The sequence below is a fragment of the Methylophilus sp. E2MeOHC9 genome, assembly GCF_058744375.1.
In genome coordinates, this window is sequence record NZ_CP196024.1 from 2,649,965 (window position 1) to 2,667,082 (window position 17,118).

The 17,118-nt window shown below is 50.6% G+C and carries 11 protein-coding genes; 6 read left to right on the forward strand and 5 right to left on the reverse strand.

Features of this window, described 5'->3' with window-relative positions; translation table 11 throughout:
* Nucleotides 1–2 precede the first annotated feature (2 nt).
* Genes aepY through ACSSVF_RS12805 form a run of 5 tightly spaced genes read left to right on the forward strand, consistent with a single transcriptional unit; the run spans nucleotide 3 to nucleotide 4,654 of the window.
* Nucleotides 3–1,166, forward strand: a complete 1,164-nt coding sequence (aepY, locus tag ACSSVF_RS12785; protein ID WP_492403907.1) for a phosphonopyruvate decarboxylase — start codon at nucleotides 3–5, stop codon at nucleotides 1,164–1,166.
* Nucleotides 1,159–2,151, forward strand: a complete 993-nt coding sequence (locus ACSSVF_RS12790; RefSeq protein ID WP_492403909.1) for a pyridoxal-phosphate-dependent aminotransferase family protein — start codon at nucleotides 1,159–1,161, stop codon at nucleotides 2,149–2,151. Before aepY ends, ACSSVF_RS12790 begins: the two co-directional genes overlap by 8 nt.
* Nucleotides 2,148–2,558, forward strand: coding sequence for an adenylyltransferase/cytidyltransferase family protein (locus ACSSVF_RS12795; protein WP_492403910.1), 411 nt, complete (start codon nucleotides 2,148–2,150; stop codon nucleotides 2,556–2,558). Before ACSSVF_RS12790 ends, ACSSVF_RS12795 begins: the two co-directional genes overlap by 4 nt.
* Nucleotides 2,555–3,253 (forward strand): class I SAM-dependent methyltransferase, encoded by a 699-nt coding sequence (locus ACSSVF_RS12800; RefSeq protein ID WP_492403912.1) that lies wholly within the window; start codon nucleotides 2,555–2,557, stop codon nucleotides 3,251–3,253. The genes ACSSVF_RS12795 and ACSSVF_RS12800 overlap by 4 nt, the downstream gene beginning before the upstream one ends.
* A gap of 9 nt (nucleotides 3,254–3,262) precedes the next feature.
* On the forward strand, nucleotides 3,263–4,654 hold the full coding sequence (locus ACSSVF_RS12805) for a tetratricopeptide repeat protein (protein ID WP_492403913.1): 1,392 nt from the start codon (nucleotides 3,263–3,265) through the stop codon (nucleotides 4,652–4,654).
* A 1,109-nt stretch (nucleotides 4,655–5,763) separates the two neighbouring features.
* On the opposite strand, the gene ACSSVF_RS12810 is transcribed toward ACSSVF_RS12805, so the two are convergent.
* From ACSSVF_RS12810 to ACSSVF_RS12825, 4 genes are all read right to left on the reverse strand, one after another.
* Nucleotides 5,764–13,329 carry an O-linked N-acetylglucosamine transferase family protein gene (locus tag ACSSVF_RS12810; protein WP_492403915.1) on the reverse strand — a complete coding sequence of 2,522 codons (7,566 nt, stop codon included), beginning with the start codon at nucleotides 13,327–13,329 and terminating at the stop codon, nucleotides 5,764–5,766.
* 297 nt (nucleotides 13,330–13,626) lie between these two features.
* Nucleotides 13,627–13,773 (reverse strand): helix-turn-helix domain-containing protein, encoded by a 147-nt coding sequence (locus tag ACSSVF_RS12815; RefSeq protein WP_492403917.1) that lies wholly within the window; start codon nucleotides 13,771–13,773, stop codon nucleotides 13,627–13,629.
* A 309-nt stretch (nucleotides 13,774–14,082) separates the two neighbouring features.
* Nucleotides 14,083–15,060 carry a YihY/virulence factor BrkB family protein gene (locus ACSSVF_RS12820; protein WP_492403919.1) on the reverse strand — a complete coding sequence of 326 codons (978 nt, stop codon included), beginning with the start codon at nucleotides 15,058–15,060 and terminating at the stop codon, nucleotides 14,083–14,085.
* A gap of 505 nt (nucleotides 15,061–15,565) precedes the next feature.
* Entirely contained in the window at nucleotides 15,566–15,952 is a 387-nt protein-coding gene (locus ACSSVF_RS12825) for a hypothetical protein (RefSeq protein ID WP_492403920.1), read from the reverse strand.
* Nucleotides 15,953–16,244: 292 nt separating this feature from the next.
* On the opposite strand from ACSSVF_RS12825, the gene ACSSVF_RS12830 reads away from it, so the two are divergent.
* Entirely contained in the window at nucleotides 16,245–16,475 is a 231-nt protein-coding gene (locus ACSSVF_RS12830) for a hypothetical protein (RefSeq protein WP_492403922.1), read from the forward strand.
* Nucleotides 16,476–16,544: 69 nt separating this feature from the next.
* On the opposite strand, the gene ACSSVF_RS12835 is transcribed toward ACSSVF_RS12830, so the two are convergent.
* Complete coding sequence (locus tag ACSSVF_RS12835) at nucleotides 16,545–17,015, reverse strand: hypothetical protein (protein ID WP_492403924.1); 471 nt, start codon at nucleotides 17,013–17,015, stop codon at nucleotides 16,545–16,547.
* Nucleotides 17,016–17,118: the final 103 nt, after the last annotated feature.

Sequence of the window (17,118 nt, forward strand, 5' to 3'; positions counted from 1 at the left end):
ACATGATTGAAGCTGGTGCATTTCTGGAAGCGCTGCAACACGCAGGTGTGCAGTTTTTTACGGGTGTGCCCGATTCCTTGCTAAAGGAATTGTGTGCCTGCTTTTCTGATCGCCTGCCCGAGCACAAACATGTGATTGCTGCCAATGAAGGCGGCGCCACTGGCCTGGCGATGGGACATTACCTGGCCACAGGCAGCCCGGGGCTGGTGTATATGCAAAACTCCGGCCTGGGCAATGTGGTGAATCCGATCGCTTCGCTGGCAGACCCACAGATTTATGGTATCCCCATGCTGATGGTGATAGGCTGGCGCGGTGAAATGCAGCCGGATGGCACCCAGATCCATGACGAGCCGCAACACATTAAACAAGGCCAGATTACGCTGGAACAACTGGAAATGATGGGTATCCCGTTTGAAATTTTCCAGACAGATATCAGTTGCGCCTTAACGCAAACGCGCAGGTTGCTGGCATTGGCAAAACGCCGGTCAGGCCCGGTGGCCCTGATAGTGCGCAAACAAAGTTTTGCGCCTTATAAAGCAAAAGCAGTCATTAAATCCGGCCATGCCAATGAAGCCACCCTGCCTAGCCGTGAAGATATGCTGACCAATGTCGTACGCCTGCTGGCAGAGGATGTTGCCGTAGTTGCGACCACTGGCATGGCTTCTCGTGAGCTGTTTGAATTACGGCATGCACAAAAAAGCGGGCATTCCCGCGACTTTTTAACGGTAGGTGGTATGGGCCATGCTTCGCAAATTGCTTGTGGCATCGCGCTGGCACAACCTGAACGGCAAGTAGTTTGCCTGGACGGTGATGGCGCCATGCTCATGCATATGGGCAGCCTGACCTTGAGCGCACAACAACGCAACCTGGTCCATATCGTCTTTAATAATGGCGCGCATGATTCTGTGGGTGGTCAACCTACCGTGGCTGCGCAATTGAATCTATCCAGCATCGCCAAGGCGGCTGGTTACCAGTGGGTGATCCGCGTCAGTTCCGGTGGCCAACTCGATGAATCGTTGCATTACGCTTTAAGTCTGGGTCAAAGCTGCTTTATTGAAGTGCTTTGTCGCCGTGGTGCGCGCGCTGACCTGGGACGCCCTACCCGCACGCCTGCACAAAACAAACAGGACTTTATGCAGTTTCTGGAAGAGGTCGCTTATGCCTGATCAGTCGCCAACCTTACTGGCGCATATCACGCAGCAAAATAGCGCCAAAGCCTTATTTACCGCAGGTCCTGCCAGTTTACTGGAAGAAAATCTGCTCGGCTTGCGCCCATGTTTTGGCCGTGGCGACACCGATTACCAGCAAGTGGAAGCTGCGGTGCTAGATGCATTAAAAAACATGACCGGACACGCCCAGATTGCGCGTCTGCAAGGTTCTGCCAGCCTGGCACTGGAAATCGCCTCATTGAATTTCCTATTCGGCAAGGTACTGGTCATAGACAGCGGCTACTACGCACAACGTCTGGTGAGTTTTGCCGAAGCGGCACAACGCCTGGGCCATGTCAGATCGGTCACTTTCGTCAACTGGCTGGACCTGGCAGATATCGCCGACCAATATGACTGGGTAGTGGCTTGCTATACCGAAACCAGCATAGGCCTCAAATTGCCCATGAATGAATTACGTGCGCTGGCAAACCGTGCTGACGCGCAGCTGTTTCTCGATGCCACTGCCTCCATCGGCCTCGAAGATGATCACGACCAGGCAGATGTGATTGCCTATAGCTCGTGCAAAGGCTTATTCGGGCTGACTGGTGCGGCTTTTATCGCATTTAACCAGTTACCAACCAATACAGTAGATGGGTTTTACCTCAATCTGCATACCCACCTGGAACGGCGTATGACCGGCCCTTATCATGCGATTGCTTCGCTGTATGAGGTGTTGCAAAAACATCAAGACTTACGTCAGGCGGTGTTTATTAACAAAGCCGCCATGTTGCAAAAATTTTCAGGCTACGCCACTCATCAAGACAGCCATCAACCTGCACTCTGCACCTGGATCGATGCCAGGATAGGTTCCCATGACCCGCGCGCAGTCCTATATGCTCCGCGTGGCATCAGCCGTGGCAGCGTAGTTTGCCACCTGGGTGAAGCCCATCTGGGTAAAGCGGCGCGTGGCGAGATCCTAAACATGCTGGAGGTACTGGCATGAGTCATCAAAAACGCATCATGGTTGATATGTCTGCCACGCTGATCCATCATGGCCATGTCCGTTTGTTAAAACAGGCAAAACAGTTGGGACACGTCGTCGTGGCATTGACCACTGATGAAGAAATCCGCAGTAAAAAAGGCTACGAGCCTGAGCTGGATTATGCCGCACGTGCAGAAGTATTATTGGCCATGCGCGACGTAGATGAAGTCGTGCCCAGCCCATGGTTGCTCGATGACGCATTCTTGCAGCAACACCGCATTGATTTACTTGTCCACGGCCACGATAACAGCAACCCGATTGCAGCCGAAAAATTACATATCCTGCCACGCACCGAAGGCATCAGCAGCACGCAGCTGCGCGCACGCGTGCTGAAAGCCGTCAGTCAAAAAATGGAAGCGAACTCATGAGCAATTTATGGCAACAAATCTGGGAAAAACGTACCCTGCAACCGCAACACGCGATCACACTGGAAACACTGATCTCGCTGGATGGCTTTGACAGTGGCGCCGGTAAGATCAACCTGGCTGACTGGCAGGAATATACCCGCCGTATCAGTGAAAAGCTGGGCCTGAAAGCTGGCAACTCACTATTCGAAGTCGGCTGCGGCGCCGGCGCTTTCCTGTTTTCGCTGCGTGAACAAATGGCACTCGAAGTGGGCGGCCTGGATTACGCAGCAGGCCTGATAGCAGCCGCACAAAAAGCCATGCCAGATGGTGAATTCCTCGTCCAGGGCGCACAGTCACTGGACACCGAAACCACTTACGATTTTGTCATCGCCAACAGCGTGTTTCACTATTTTGATGAAGCGACAGCAGCGCAGGTATTGCAGGCCATGTGGAAAAAAGCCAGGCATGGTATTGCCATACTGGATGTCCCGAATGCGGCCACTCGTGAAGCCTGTGAGCTGGCTCGCCGTGAAGCGCTGACTGAGGCTGAATATGAAGAGAAATACCGTGGTTTGCACCACACATATTACACACCGGAATGGTTTATCAATCAGTTGCCGGAATGGCCGCATCAAGCCTTCGAAAGCTGCGTGCCTAACTATACACAAAGCGAATTCCGTTTCAGTGTAATTTTTTCAAAACATTTGCATGGATAAGACGCAATCATGACGACACCTGCACTCAATAACCTGCCCGCCATCACTTTCTTTTTTACCGATAACTGCGAACGCCAGGCATTGGCCCCTATCGCGGATGAAGCGGCCGGCAGGGGCTTCCCGATACAATGGAGTACCGACTCCAGGCAGTACGCTGAAATCGGCGTCTATTGCGAGCATGCATGCAAACCCAATGCGGGGTTTTCTATCATATTGCTGCACGACCTGGCCCAGCGCCACGATATCTGGCCGCATTTCTGGCACCACGAGCCGTGGAACGCCTTTGATATGGGCATAGTACCCGGCGCCGACTGGGTAGACCGCTGGCAAACCCAGGCAGTATTTGCCAAGGCACGTCCTAAACTGGGTGTGTTTGATCTTGGCTGGCCCAAGGCCGACCTGGTCTACCGCAACCAGGATGAATTCAAGCAGCAAGCGAAAGCCTTGCGCGAACAACTGGGCCTCAAATACGAGCGTTCGGTGTTATACGCACCTTCATGGGAAAACCATGGCAAGCAGGATGACTTTGTACAGGCCCTGAAAGATTTGCCGGTAAACCTGTTGCTTAAACAAGCGCCATGGTCTGAAAAATACCGCTGGGTGCTGAATAATATCGACGAGATGGACGCCCTGCATCGTGGTTGTGCCGACAATGTCTACGTGATTGATCGCGAGATCAGTATCATGTATTGCCTGGGCCTGGCTGATGTCATGGTATCTGATGAATCGAGCGTGCTAACCGAAGCCTTGCTGCTGGATGTGCCTGGCGTCGCAGTGATAGACTGGGTGATCCCTGACACCAACCCGCCCAGGCCGGCTTGTGTGCCTTACGATTACGTCACTAAAACCACCCGTGCCAACCTGCGCGAGACGGTTCTGGACGTGCTGGAACGGCCTCAGCACTACCAGACAGAAATCAGTGTCAACAAACAGCAACAGTTCGCCCACCTGGGTGAAAGCGCCAAACTGATCGTCGACAATCTACTGGCCGCCTTGCAAGGCCAACCGTTGCCTACGCCTGCGCTGACTGCACAGGTCGAAATTGACCGCACCACCTACCAGCAAGCAGAACAACTGGCAGTGCAAGGCGATATGAAATTATCTACCCAGATCATGCTGGACCTGATCAAAAAAGGCAGCACTTGCTGGGAGCCCTATAATGACCTCGGCACGTTGCTGGTAGGCCAAGGGCAATTTGAAGATGCTGAAATGCTGCTGGAAAAAGCGGTACATTTTGCGCAGGAAAACCCTGCAATCCCACTGAGTAACCTGACTGAGGTGTACTGCCTGCAGGAGAAAGCAGATAAAGCGCTACAAACGCTGGTGAAGCTGAGCCAGCATGCACCTAATTCAGCGGCGTCTATTCCGCATATCCGCAAGTGCATGGAAACGATGTTTTAGGGTTTTGGGTGGCAATGGATGCTCTGAGACTGCATAACGGCAGGCTTATCCTAAGTTGTTGCCACCTGTATAGGTATGTATTAGAACTCGTCCTTCTGGCATAGGCCAGAATCCAGGCAAGGTTAATGTTCAGCTTGGTTGCAATAGAGTGCAGCTGTCGCGCTTGCTGTAGGTTTTAGTAGGTATTTCTTTGGATAGTTTTGTGGTCTGTTTCGGCATTTTATTTCGCCTCTAGGCGAGTTACTTTTCTTTGCTTGCACAAAGAAAATATAACCAAAAGAAATGCACCCTAGCTTCCGCTTTCTTCCTGCGTTGCTCATCAAAATAAGCGGTCGCGAAACTCGCCCTAGCGGCCTGCACACTACGCAGCCCACCGCGGAGCTCAGACAGTCGCTCCCTTCCTCCTTATTTTGACTGCGCTACTCAGCGCGTCAGATAGGGGCCCGTTTAAAACCAACACGTTGAAACGTTAGTTAAACGGCTTGAGATTGAGGGCGCTTAGCAATTGTGTAACCTAAGACCAACCCGCCAACTCTCTTTTTTGCTTTGGTTTTATTTCGCTGGTCGAGCGGGATACGATGTGAGAAAGACCTAACTAAATAACCGCGTAGTGCCTTTCAGGGTCCCCTATCTGACGCGCCGAGTAGCGCAGTCAGCGTGGGAGTTTTCGGCCAGCGCCTGTTTGAGCTCCGCGGTGGCTTGCGTAGTGTGCAAGCCGCTAGGGCGAGTTTCGTTGGACGCCCACGTTGACGAGCAACGCAGGGAACAAGCGGAAGCTAGGGTGCCCTTTCTTTTGGTGACTTATTCTTTGGGCAAGCAAAGAAAAGTCACTCGCCTAGAGGCGAAAAAGAACGGTTCATTCGTCCAAAGAAATACCTAATTAACCCTTCCTGCAACTACAACACTTGTTCTTTACTAGAACCAAGCTAAGCATTAATCTTGCCTGGATTCCAGGCCTACGCCAGAATGACGTTAGTTGCACGAAGCATCCGCTTCGCACATAGATCCGGTGACTTAACCTGTGTCACTATCAATAAGCCCCTCAAATCCCATCCCCATAAAAAAAGCCTGCCATTTCTCAATAGCAGGCTTTTATCAATCCTTATGCATTAAGTAAACAGCTGACGCACCGGCAATGCCGCCCGTGAGAACTCGGCAGTCAATCCATTCACATGCTGCTCCGGCAAGCCCTGGATCAGGTTCTGCAAGCGGTTGAATACGCTGATAAACGCCTGTAGCTCATGATCCTTGAAGGTATAGCCCAATAACTCCAGCACGGCCAGTGACAAGCCACCGATATTAGAAGGTGTGCTTGCATGCGGCTTGGCGCAACCACGGATACGATGCAGTGTCAGGAACAGGCCACGTAACGCGACGAATGACACCGGCAATGGAATCGCAAAATCCCATTCCAGGTCAAAGAAATGGCCCTGCCCTTGCGCATCCACCACAAAGTTTGTAGGGGTGGCGTCAAAATATTGTGATGGCAGCAGATCAGTAGCGCCTGCAAACTCTGGCAAGGTATGGACACCCTGTGTGGTGCTGGAAGCTAATGCATCTACCCATACTTTTGCCCATACGGTGAGATCTTCCACGCGCCAGTTAGGTCGGTTGACCAGTTGCGTCAATTTGTCCATCCATAAAGTGCCGCCATGGTAAGGAGACTGCTCCCAATCGGCCTGCAACAATGTTGGTGTTTCACCGGTGCTGCGGGTGCGTATAGATACGGCTTGGTCAGCATGCACAAACTGGGTTTCTTTGCTGAATATTGCCTGACGCTGGCAACCATAATGGGCAGCCAATACGTCCGGATGTTGTTTCTCTGCCTGTTGTGATGGATAGGCCACGAACATAAACGAGTTGGCCATATCCTCGACCAGGTTATTGCGCGCAAGTACTTTCCACGCATTTTCCAGCGAGAAGGTAGGATGTCTTGGCGATTGTCTGTCATGCACGACTGAGCCAGCAGCCAAAGCACCGATATCCCAGCCTGCCGCTTTATGCGCAGGATTAAACCCTTCCGGATAGATCACAGTCACCGGTGTTTTGTAATCTGGCAATGGTACATACAGCTCTGTCGTTTCAAACCCTGCGCTACGGATCAGCGCATCCAGTTCAATGCGGCCGAATGTGATCGGGCTGGTGGTGCTGTAAGAATCATTAATGCCATACATGGCCTGGCCCATATGGTCTTCAGGTGCGCCGTTGAAATACTTCAGGCCCAGCTGGTTTTCAATCGCCACAATCAGCATGCCGTCTTCTTTCAGGAAAGACTTGGCTTTTTGCAGCAGGGTCAGCAATGGATTAGCTTCTTTGACATAGACCTGAGCGTATTCCAATACGCCGATCAGGGTCACTACATCGAATTTTTCATCTGTTTCATAAGACTGGATCAGATCGCAAAATACGTTGACGTTAGATAATTCAGCGCAACGCTGGCCAATGATACGGGCACGGTTAGGGCTGCCTTCCACTACCACGACTTCCCCGCCTAATTCACCTAGAAAACGCGTAATCGCACCGCAACCGGCACCCAGCTCGAGCACCTTGCCGTTGGCGATTTTTTCGGCAAACGGACGTAACAGGTTGGCACGTTGTGAAGTCAGGTGATAGTAGCTAGGCCAGTCAGTGGCTTTAGCAGCCAACTCATCTGAGAACACACTTTTATCACGTGCCTGGCGGATGATGTCGTACAGGCGTTGTTCGGCATTACCGGCATCCTGGTAGCCGAAGGCTTCTGCCTGTGCGCGTTGGTAGAAGTTATCCTGCGCGCGGTAAATGTAACCACCAACAGTGGCTGGTTTCTGATTGCCTGTGGCAACAGGCGCTGCCGCAACAGGTAGCGCCTGCGCATAAAACGCCTGGCAGGCCTGGTTCAATTGCTGGATCGCTGTTTCAGGCAAGCCATGCTGCCTGGCGAAGGCGATGACTTCAGTCACTTCTTTCTGGTTTGTGGTTTGCATCAAGGCATGCACATAGGCGGTCCAGTAGGCTTCTGTTTGCGGTGCCAGGATCACAGCCTGCTCCAGTAAAGGCAATGCCGTCTTGGCAGATTCCTGCAAGGCAATGAGCCCCAGCCCGTAATAAGCCACATGCTGTTTGGGCGCTATATTGAGTATCTCCTGATACATTGCAGCAGCTTCAGTGAATTCGCCTTTTTCCTGGTGTTGTATCGCCAGTTGCAAGACTTCCTCAACAGATTGTTCCAGGGTCTGCTGGCTTGCGTGTGTTGAGGCTAAATCTGATTCTGTAGATGCAGCTTGCATTGCTAAAGTTTCCATGGTGGGTCCTTTTAAGGTCGTTTGTTTGGTTGCAGAGAGCTCGTTTGCAGGTGACGCCAGTGCGTCGCTCTCTTCTGCAAGCAAGTGCATGTTAAAAGAATGGGCAGGCTGGTTTTGGCACCAGCGTTGCCACATCAGGCGTAATGCATCAGCCAGGGTGGCTGATAATTTGGCAGGCTGTGACAACAAAGACTGTTGCAGGCGGTCACGCATGCCGTTACGTACTTCTGCCAGCGCAGCAAGGTCAGCGCATAAAGCGGCTCCTTGTGCTACCCAGGCTTGTGCATCAGCAGCGATCCACTGTGTTAATCCTGCATGCTGCATCAATGCCATGGCACCACGGCTGGTCAGGCGATCACCGGTCTGGCACAGCGTAGGCACACCCATCCATAAGGCATGCGCAGTGGTGGTTAGCCCGTTGGATGGAAAAGTATCCAGGCAAATATCAACGCGATGATATTGCAGCAAATAATCAGCCATATGACTGCGGGCGACCAGTTCCAGGCGGTCGCTCGAAATGCCGGCCTGTTCAAACCAGCAGACCAGGTGACTGCCATTTTCTGAAGCGGCTATACCACCGATGATCATGCGGCTACCTGGTACGGCTAGCATTAGTTGTGCCCACAATTGCACCGTGGCCTGCGTGATTTTATTCGGGCGGTTAAAGCAGCCAAAGGTGATATAGCCATTGTGCAATGCTGGCAATGCCTCTACATCAGACATACTTGCGTCCGGCATAAATGGCGCATTGACAGGCAGCTGCACCAGTTTTTCAGTGAATTGGGCATCAAACTCTCCCATTGGCGTCAATGCCTGGTCCGACAGGTAATAATCCATGGCGCTCAGGCCAGTGGTGTTCATATAGCCCAGCCAGCTGATTTGTACAGGCGCAGGTTTTCTGGCGAATGTCAGCAGGCGGTTACCTGAGGTATGGCCGGACAAATCAATCAGGATATCAATCGCATCGTGACGGATGGTCTCTGCCAGGGATGCATCAGATAGCTCGGTCACGTCTTTCCAGTTAGCAAAGTATTCACGCATTTTTGCGGTGACTTCGTCGCTTAATGGATGGTTGTAATATGCATACAATTCCAGCTGCTGGTCGCTGGCCAAGCCTAGCAATAATGGCTTGAGGAAATGGGGAATGGAATGCGCCCTGAGATCAGCCGACACAAACCCTACTCTCAAAGGCCTATCCAGATCGCGGCTGTTGCCATGTGGCAACCATTGCGCTTTTAACGGGGCTTCATACAACGCCGCATACGCCTGGTGCGCTTGTAACAATTCTGCGGGTGGCATGCCTTGCGCATGGCTCATGCAAAACAGCAGGTTGCTGAAACAACCGGCATCATTAGGCTGTATTGTCAGCGCCTGTTTGAAGTGGCTTATGGCTTGATCCACTGCGCCCAGGTCTTTGAGCACAATGCCTAAGTTATTATAAGCAGCGGCATAATCCGGTTTCAGTGCAATCGCCTGTTCAAAGGCTAACACGGCTGCATTCAGATCACCCTGCGCCTTCAGCACCAGGCCGTAATAACAATGTTCTACCGGGTCGGCCGCATTGAGCGCCAGGGCACGCCTGGCTGGCTCGCGTGCATCCTCTTTCAGCAACATGCGTACGTCACTCAACATTTTCCAGCCGTTCAACCAGTCCGGATGCAATTGCAGCAGACTGTCCAGGCGTTGTTGCATGTCTGTGTATTTCGCTTGTGCGAACAATGCCAGTAAGGCGGCTTCTTCAGCTTCCAGGGTTGCAACACCGTTCACCTGCTCTGCCAAGCCCCATGAAGTCAACAATGCTTGCAGCGCTGGCGTGTGGTGGCCGCGCTGTAAGGCCTGCGTCAACACAGGCTCGAATTGAGGGTTGCCTGAGCTGTGTAAAGCATTCAGGTAATTGCGCAGCAATGGCCATTGCTCTGGTGCCAGCGCATGCGCCTGTTCAAACAGGGCAATCGCTTGTGCGTCCTGCTGTGCATGCCAGGCGATCAGGCCCAGGTTATGTATGGACAAGGCATGCTGCGGATATATCTGCAAGATTTCCTGGTACAAGGCGCGCGCTGCTTCATACTGTCCCTGTTGCTGTTGCTCCGCGGCCAGATCAAACACCTCGGCAATTGAAGCCTCCAGCGCTGTCGAAGGCATCTGCTGCGCTGGTTCCCACTTTTGCGCGTATTGCTGGTATTTATCACGCCAGCGCTGGGTACCAAACGCACCGCCGCTCTGGTGGGTCATGCGCAGCGGCCAAACGCCCAGCTTTAATCCGGCACTGCTGGCCGTACGGCAAAAATCCAGGTCGTAAAAGTGAAAATCAAACTGCGTATCAAAACGTACCTGCGATTCAACCAACCGCTGCTTGTAAGCAGCAAGGAATACACCATCCATCAACTGGGTGGCGCCAGCAGGCTCACCATAAGCGGAAGCCGGACCGAACGCGTGCTGACCATGGCTGACCGCGCCGCGCAAATAAGCGGTGTCGTCCCAGGTGAATTGCGTATCCACAAAGCACCAGCCAGTTTGGCCAGGCTGGATGCGCGCATTGCCGGCCACGCCTATCACGTCGTAATGTTGCAGGCCCTCAGAGATTGTCTGCACAAAGGTATTCTCATCGATCCAGACATCATCATGGATAAATACCAGTAAGGCATCTTCGGGTGCTGCAGCGATAGCGTCATTAAAAATCTCGGACAAGCCGCGTGTGTTTTCACAAGCGATGCTGGCCACCAGTCGTGCATCCTGGCGCATATGGCGTTTTAAGGATTTGCCCAGTGCTGCATCACGCCAGAAGGCTTCTTCAGTCATGCGTGTGGCACTGACCACCCATACCGGTTGTTCGCCGCTAAATACGGATTGCACGGGCGCTTTCGCCAGGAGCTGATGTTCACCCAGGCCAGATTTAACCTGTTGCCACAAGCTGAATAGCAGTGTTTCAAAATCTTGTGCGAATTGTGCGGCATCCATCAATGGTGATTGCAAAACTTGCGCGCGCAAGGCTGAGCGCGTGGCTGCCAGCGCCGGCAAATCACTGGCGAAAGCCACTGCTTTATTTACATAATCGTCAGTGCTAGCTGCTACCCAGTTACCCAGGCCTGCACATGTCAGCATGCTCGCGCCCTGGCGGCCTATCAAGGTGTCGCCTGGTAATGTCAGCGTTGGCACACCCATCCACAAGGCTTCGCAAGTAGTGGTACCGCCACTGAAAGGGAAGGTATCCAGGATCATATCCACTTCATGATGGCTTTTCAGGTAAGCCTCACGCGTGACCATACCCAGTAACTCGCAACGTTCGGCGCTGATGCCAACCTTGGCTAATCTTTCGACGGTTTCTGCCCTGGCAGCGGCGTCATTGAATGTCTTGCACTGCCAGCGTAACCTGGCGGATGGTTGCGCTGCGAAAATGCGTCCCCAAAGCGTTAATACCGCATCGGTCACCTTAGTGTAGTTTTGGTAACAACCAAAAGTCACTTCGCCGGATTGTGCTGCCGGCAAGGCATTCACACCAATCTCGAATGGCGGTGGCGTAAAGCACAACCGGGTGTGTGGCAGATAGGCCATTTGTTCGGTAAAGCGTTGCGCCACCTGGGCGTTGGCAGTGATAGGGTCAGCAATCACGTAATCCATCACCGGCAAACCAGTGGTGCCCCAATAACCCAGCCAGGCCGCCTGCACCGGTGCTGGTTTCCAGGCGAATACCGGCAAGCGTGTGCCGCCGGTCAGGCCGGATAAATCCAGTAACACATGAATGCCATCACTGTGGATCAGGCGTGCAGCCTGTTCATCGGTCAAGCCAGCCAGAGAGCGCCACTCGTTGCAATAGCCTTTAAGTTCGTGCGTCAGTACATCTTCACGGCCATCAGTAGAATAGCCATACACTTCCAGTTGCCCGGGGTGAAAATGCTTTAACCAGTTTTCAATAAAATAGCCAACCGGGTGACGTCTCAGGTCTGCCGAGACAATACCTATGCGCAAACGCTGGTCATTGTTGTGAATGTTCCATGCCTGGAATGGTGTTTTATCCTGCATCATCAACTGCCCAAGCCTGGCGACATAAGCTGTATATTTAGCTTCGGTCAGGTAATTCACATAGCTGTCTGAGAACAACAGGTTTCTCAACGCCATGACTTGGTTAGGGTCTTGCGCCAGTACTTTTTCCAGCGTTTCGATCGCCAGCTCTGCTTTGCCTAAATCCAGGTAAATACTGCCCAGATTGATATAGGCCGACAGATGGCTGGGCTTAAGGGCAATGGATTTTTCCAGGCTGGCAATCGCTTCAGGAAAGCGACCCAACAAACGTAAACTGATGCTGTAATTGCTCAGTATCACTTCTGAATCGGGCAATAATTCCAGTGCTTTCTCGAAGTGGAGACAGGCTTTGTCAAACGCCGAACGTGCATTCTCGATCAGGCCGAGATTGCCGTAGATATAGGGATTACCGGGGTCCTGCTCCAGGGCTTTATTGCAATAGCGCTCAGCTTCTGCATACAGATTCTGGTCCAGCAACTCAGCGGCGACATTATTCAGTTGCTCGGCATTAAAATCCTGCAACTCCATGACCTGGTCAACATAATGCTGGTACTCGCGTGTGCGCTGTGTGACGCGGTACAACTTGGCCAGATTCTTTAAAATGGATAATTCTTTTGCATTGACAGCGTATCCGGCCAGTAACCATTGTTCGGCTTCGTCAAAATTGGCCTTTTTGAGGTAAAGCGCGCCCAAGTGGCTGTAAGCCTCGACATAGTCAGGCTGATGCGCAATCGCGGTTTCATAAGCCTGAATGGCTTCGCTTTCATTGCCTAACAACTCAAGCGCGACTGCCATATTAAAAAAGATGATGGGATTGCCTGGCTCGATCGCCGCCGCTTCGCGGTAATACTGGATCGCTTCCAGTGGCTTGTCGGCTTCATGCAGCAAGGTGGCCAGTTCAAAATTGACGCGGCCATCCTGTTGATGCAGATTCAGGCCACGCCGCAGCAGCTTCTCAGCTTCTTTCAGCTGGCCGGTTTTTTTAAGCACACTCGCCCAGTTGGCATAAGCACGACTAAAAGCCGGGCTTAACTTAAGTGTTTGGCGGTAATGTTTGATCGCTTGCGGATGCTCTTGCAACTGCGCATGCACATTGGCGAGGTTATAAAACACCTCGGCATCTTTTTTCAGCAGCTTGCCTGCTTGGGAAAAAGCCTCTACGGCTGCGTTTAATTGATCTTGTTGCTGGTACAGGCTGCCCAATAACTTCCAGGCCAGGCCTTCTTCAGGAAAGTCGGTCGTGATTGTCTGGGCCAAGGTCAGGCACTTCGGCCAATCGCCCTGTTTCCAGGCCTCGACCAGCTGTTGCATCCAATAGCTGCAATCCCTTTCCAGGGAGTGAGCAGACGGCAAGACATCGGGCGACAGACGCATAAAAAAGAAATTCCAAAAAATTTCTCTTATTATTGTGAGTTTGCGTCGATATGGATTGCCGAAAAAAAGCGGGAAAAGCCAGTCAACTTAAGTGTTTCAAACTGGGAATTTTGGCTGGAATGCCCTACCAGCCTTTGCCTGGCCTCAAAGTCAGGCAAAATCTTGCATCAGTAGATTTCATTGCTAAGCACAGCCAGATTAAAGCTTATGGAAAAAACGCCGTAAACAATGCGTTTTTGCAAACGTACTTGCGGATGAGTAAAGCGAGCTATTAGCGAATCAAAAGTAGAACACTACTTAAGCCACATATTCCTGCAAGTTGGGGAGATCAGGCTCCCAGCGCACAAGGTCATATAACTCGCATTGCAGGTAAGCACACAGCTTATTGAGGTGATCAGTGCTGGCGTTGTAACTCTGATCTTTGAGCATACGGTGCAAAGTCATGCGGCTAATCCCGCTAGCATCCGCTATTTCTGTGATGGTAATGGTTCTACCCCACGCCAATTGTTTTTTGAGGATGACTGATTTTAATTCAACGTAAATCACACTACTTCTTTCACTTTAATACTCAGAACACATTAGCCGACACTTTCAGCATACTTTTCGTAGACCAAGATATAGTTGATAAAGATCAACCATACTTAGAAAAAGCAGTGAAACCGGATAACATTCCTACATTATACAAGTTTATATAATATTAAAATGACAAAAAGAGATATTTAATCATGCGTGACTCTATAATTTAAACAGCGACTAATTTGGCTTGGCAGGCTGTCTTCGAGGTGATTTGGCTTTTTTAGTACGTGCAGTTTTGGCAACTTCACTATCTGGCGCCAGCGCTTTGGCACCATTTTCGGTTAACGCACTGGTCAATTCAGGTGGCGTCTCTTTATGTTTGCGTGAGCCAAAAATATGCGAATATGCCCAGGTAAACTCAGCCCCCATCAGGAATATCTGCGCGGAGTAATAGATCCAGATCAACAACGCCAACAATGAACCGGCCGCCCCATAGCCGCTTGAAATCGCGCTTTTACCGATATATATACCAATCAGCCATTTACCCACTGTAAATAAGGCCGCAGTCAGCGTAGCGCCTATCCATACCTCGCTCCAGCGTATGTTCACGCGCGGCATGATCTTGTAAATCATGGCGAACATGCCGGTGGTCAATAAAAAACTAAAAATAAAATTAAAAATACCGGCCACTACCATCCAGCCACCCAGCACCGGCGACCACCACTTACTCATGGCAGATAAACCCGCGCTGAACACAAGTGACACCATCAGCAGAAAGCCTATGCCCATGATCATGCCAAAGGATAGCAGCCTGACCCTGACCAGGTTCCACATGCCGCTGGTGACCATGGCAGGCGCTTTCCAGATGCGGTCCAGTGAATTCTGTAACTCACCAAATACCGTGGTCGCCCCAACCAGTAGCAACACAACGCCAATGATTGTTGCAGCGATTCCCTCCGTAGGTTGGCTGGTGCTTTCGAGCAGGGTTTGCACTGCCATTGCACCCTGCTCGCCCATCAGGTTATTCAGCTGCCCGAAAATCTCGCCTCTGGCAGCCTCCTGTCCAAAAATAATGCCAGTGATGGAAATCACAATCAGCAATAACGGCGCAATGGAAAACATGGTGTAATAGGCCAGTGCTGCCCCCATGCTTTGCGCATAATCATCACTCCAGGCCGTGAATGCGCTTTTGATCAGTACCCAAATGTCTTTCATTGTCATCTCTGTGTGTTCGCTTTTGTTATTTAGTGAGTTGATAATTCAGTGAAAAAATAGTCTGTTGCCATCAGTCACAAGGTCGTGGAAGAAAAAGCCGCCTCTAAAACTTCAAATAATGGCGTGGCTGATTCCGGGCATATGCCACATGTCTACCCTGAAAACAGAAAACGGTGCCATATAGGCACCGTTTGATGCCGCGCTCAACATGAGACAAACTCATGTGAACCAGCAATCTCAGGATAACGATTTCAATACGCCACTGGCATAAGCAATAAGCGCATTCTGTTGTCAGAAATGACTGACGTATAAGGTTTTATTGAATGTATTAAGAACAAGGTGAGTTTGAGGGTGTTTGATCGAGCGACTGAATCGCTTATTACATTTGGGATTTAAGCGCTGACTGCATTTTTTCACAACAAGCTTGTGTTTGCCTTCAACACTGATGTCTCCGACTTATTGGCTTCAGGGTGTAGGCGGACTATTTTTGAAGTGAGCTAAGGGCCTAAAAAGTAAGTGTCACTGTTTGTTCATTTCCGACAAAGACCGTACAGCGCACATCCGTCCAGCGATCGGTTACCGCGTAGCCTACGCATGAAGCACTGACTTTTTTGTCGCGGTAAGTACCGCCGCCAATTTCACCAGAAAAATTGTACCTGTCGACCGGCTTTCTCACGATCACCTTTTCACTGCCAATTTGCACTGTCAAAAACGCCCCATGATAAGCCCAGTCATTCCCATATTTTTCCAGCAATCCGGTAATTTTGGTTGATGTATCATCGCCCTCAAAGTGATAGCTTTGAGCAGGCGAAACCTCGCGATTTTTAACTTCTGGTGTGCTGATGCAGGCAGGCAACCCAATGGCGATGAGCAGAACGAAAAGGTATTTCATGAGTACTCCTGTTTATGCCCTCATCATAGCAAAAAATCTGTCGTCATCACAAAGGCGGCTGGTAGCGGTTTGGCTGGAGAATCTAAATAGACTGACCATTTCGACATCAACCATGACCATCTATTTTCAACACATAGTTCAGGGTTTGAGCCATGCATTGATGAATAAATTCCCGTAAGATAATTCCTACACGGTTATCAGATATGTATGTATAGAAATTCAATGTAAACCACTTTAATTTGTTTAGTTGGTTTTCCTGTTGACTGTGATTGAAAAGTGAAAGGAGCGCTTAATGACTTTGAATCACCATGAAAAAAGTTGCAATGATCATTTAGATGACAATCAATCGGAATCAACCTCTAGTCAATCACCCCGTTCAAATCGCAAACTGACAGCAAAAACCAGCAAGAAACCCAAAACCATCCATTCGCATGCTTTAGATCCGGATATCATTCCCCCCGCAGCGGCAGGTGAGGAAGAAGATATTGATTCAGAGTTTTATCCAGAAGTGTATATTCCTTGAACAGGGACTTGTAAGCTCACAGATGCTAGTGATTTCATTAACCCTGTCAATTCAGTTCACACACTAACGCTATTGCACATACTTTTTCATCTCGTCTTCGTTCCTGATTGGCTTGGTGAAATCCAGTTTCATCGCTGAAGGATTCGTTTGCCAATTAGGGGCCGAGAAAGTGCGCAAACATCCCAGCGCATTGGCGATATTTCCCGCACTGTCCTGCTTGCAAATCTCAGCAGCTGCGGTCATACAACGCGCGCCATATTCAAAACCAGCCCTGATCTTGTCCACACAAACCGATTCGCCTATCAATGGACTGGTGGCAGGATCATCCATCTTTTGCTTGATCAGATCATAGGCATTCAATTTAGAGGTCACACAGTCTTTAAACGCAGGAATATTCCCAGCGTTCCTGTAATCATGACAAGTATTCAACTCTTTAAATAATAGAAGTTTGGATGATTTGTAGAACCACGTATTTTTTTCCGCACTCGCTACACAGGAGTAGATCAGGAAAGTCAGTGCCAAAATTAGAGGTTTCATCATATGCTTAAATGCTTTGTCTTTCGAATGGACTTGCGCCTAGGTGCATGTATTTTCGATAGGATAAACCTAGTCCGCTTCTTTTGTCACCCGATTGCAAACACCA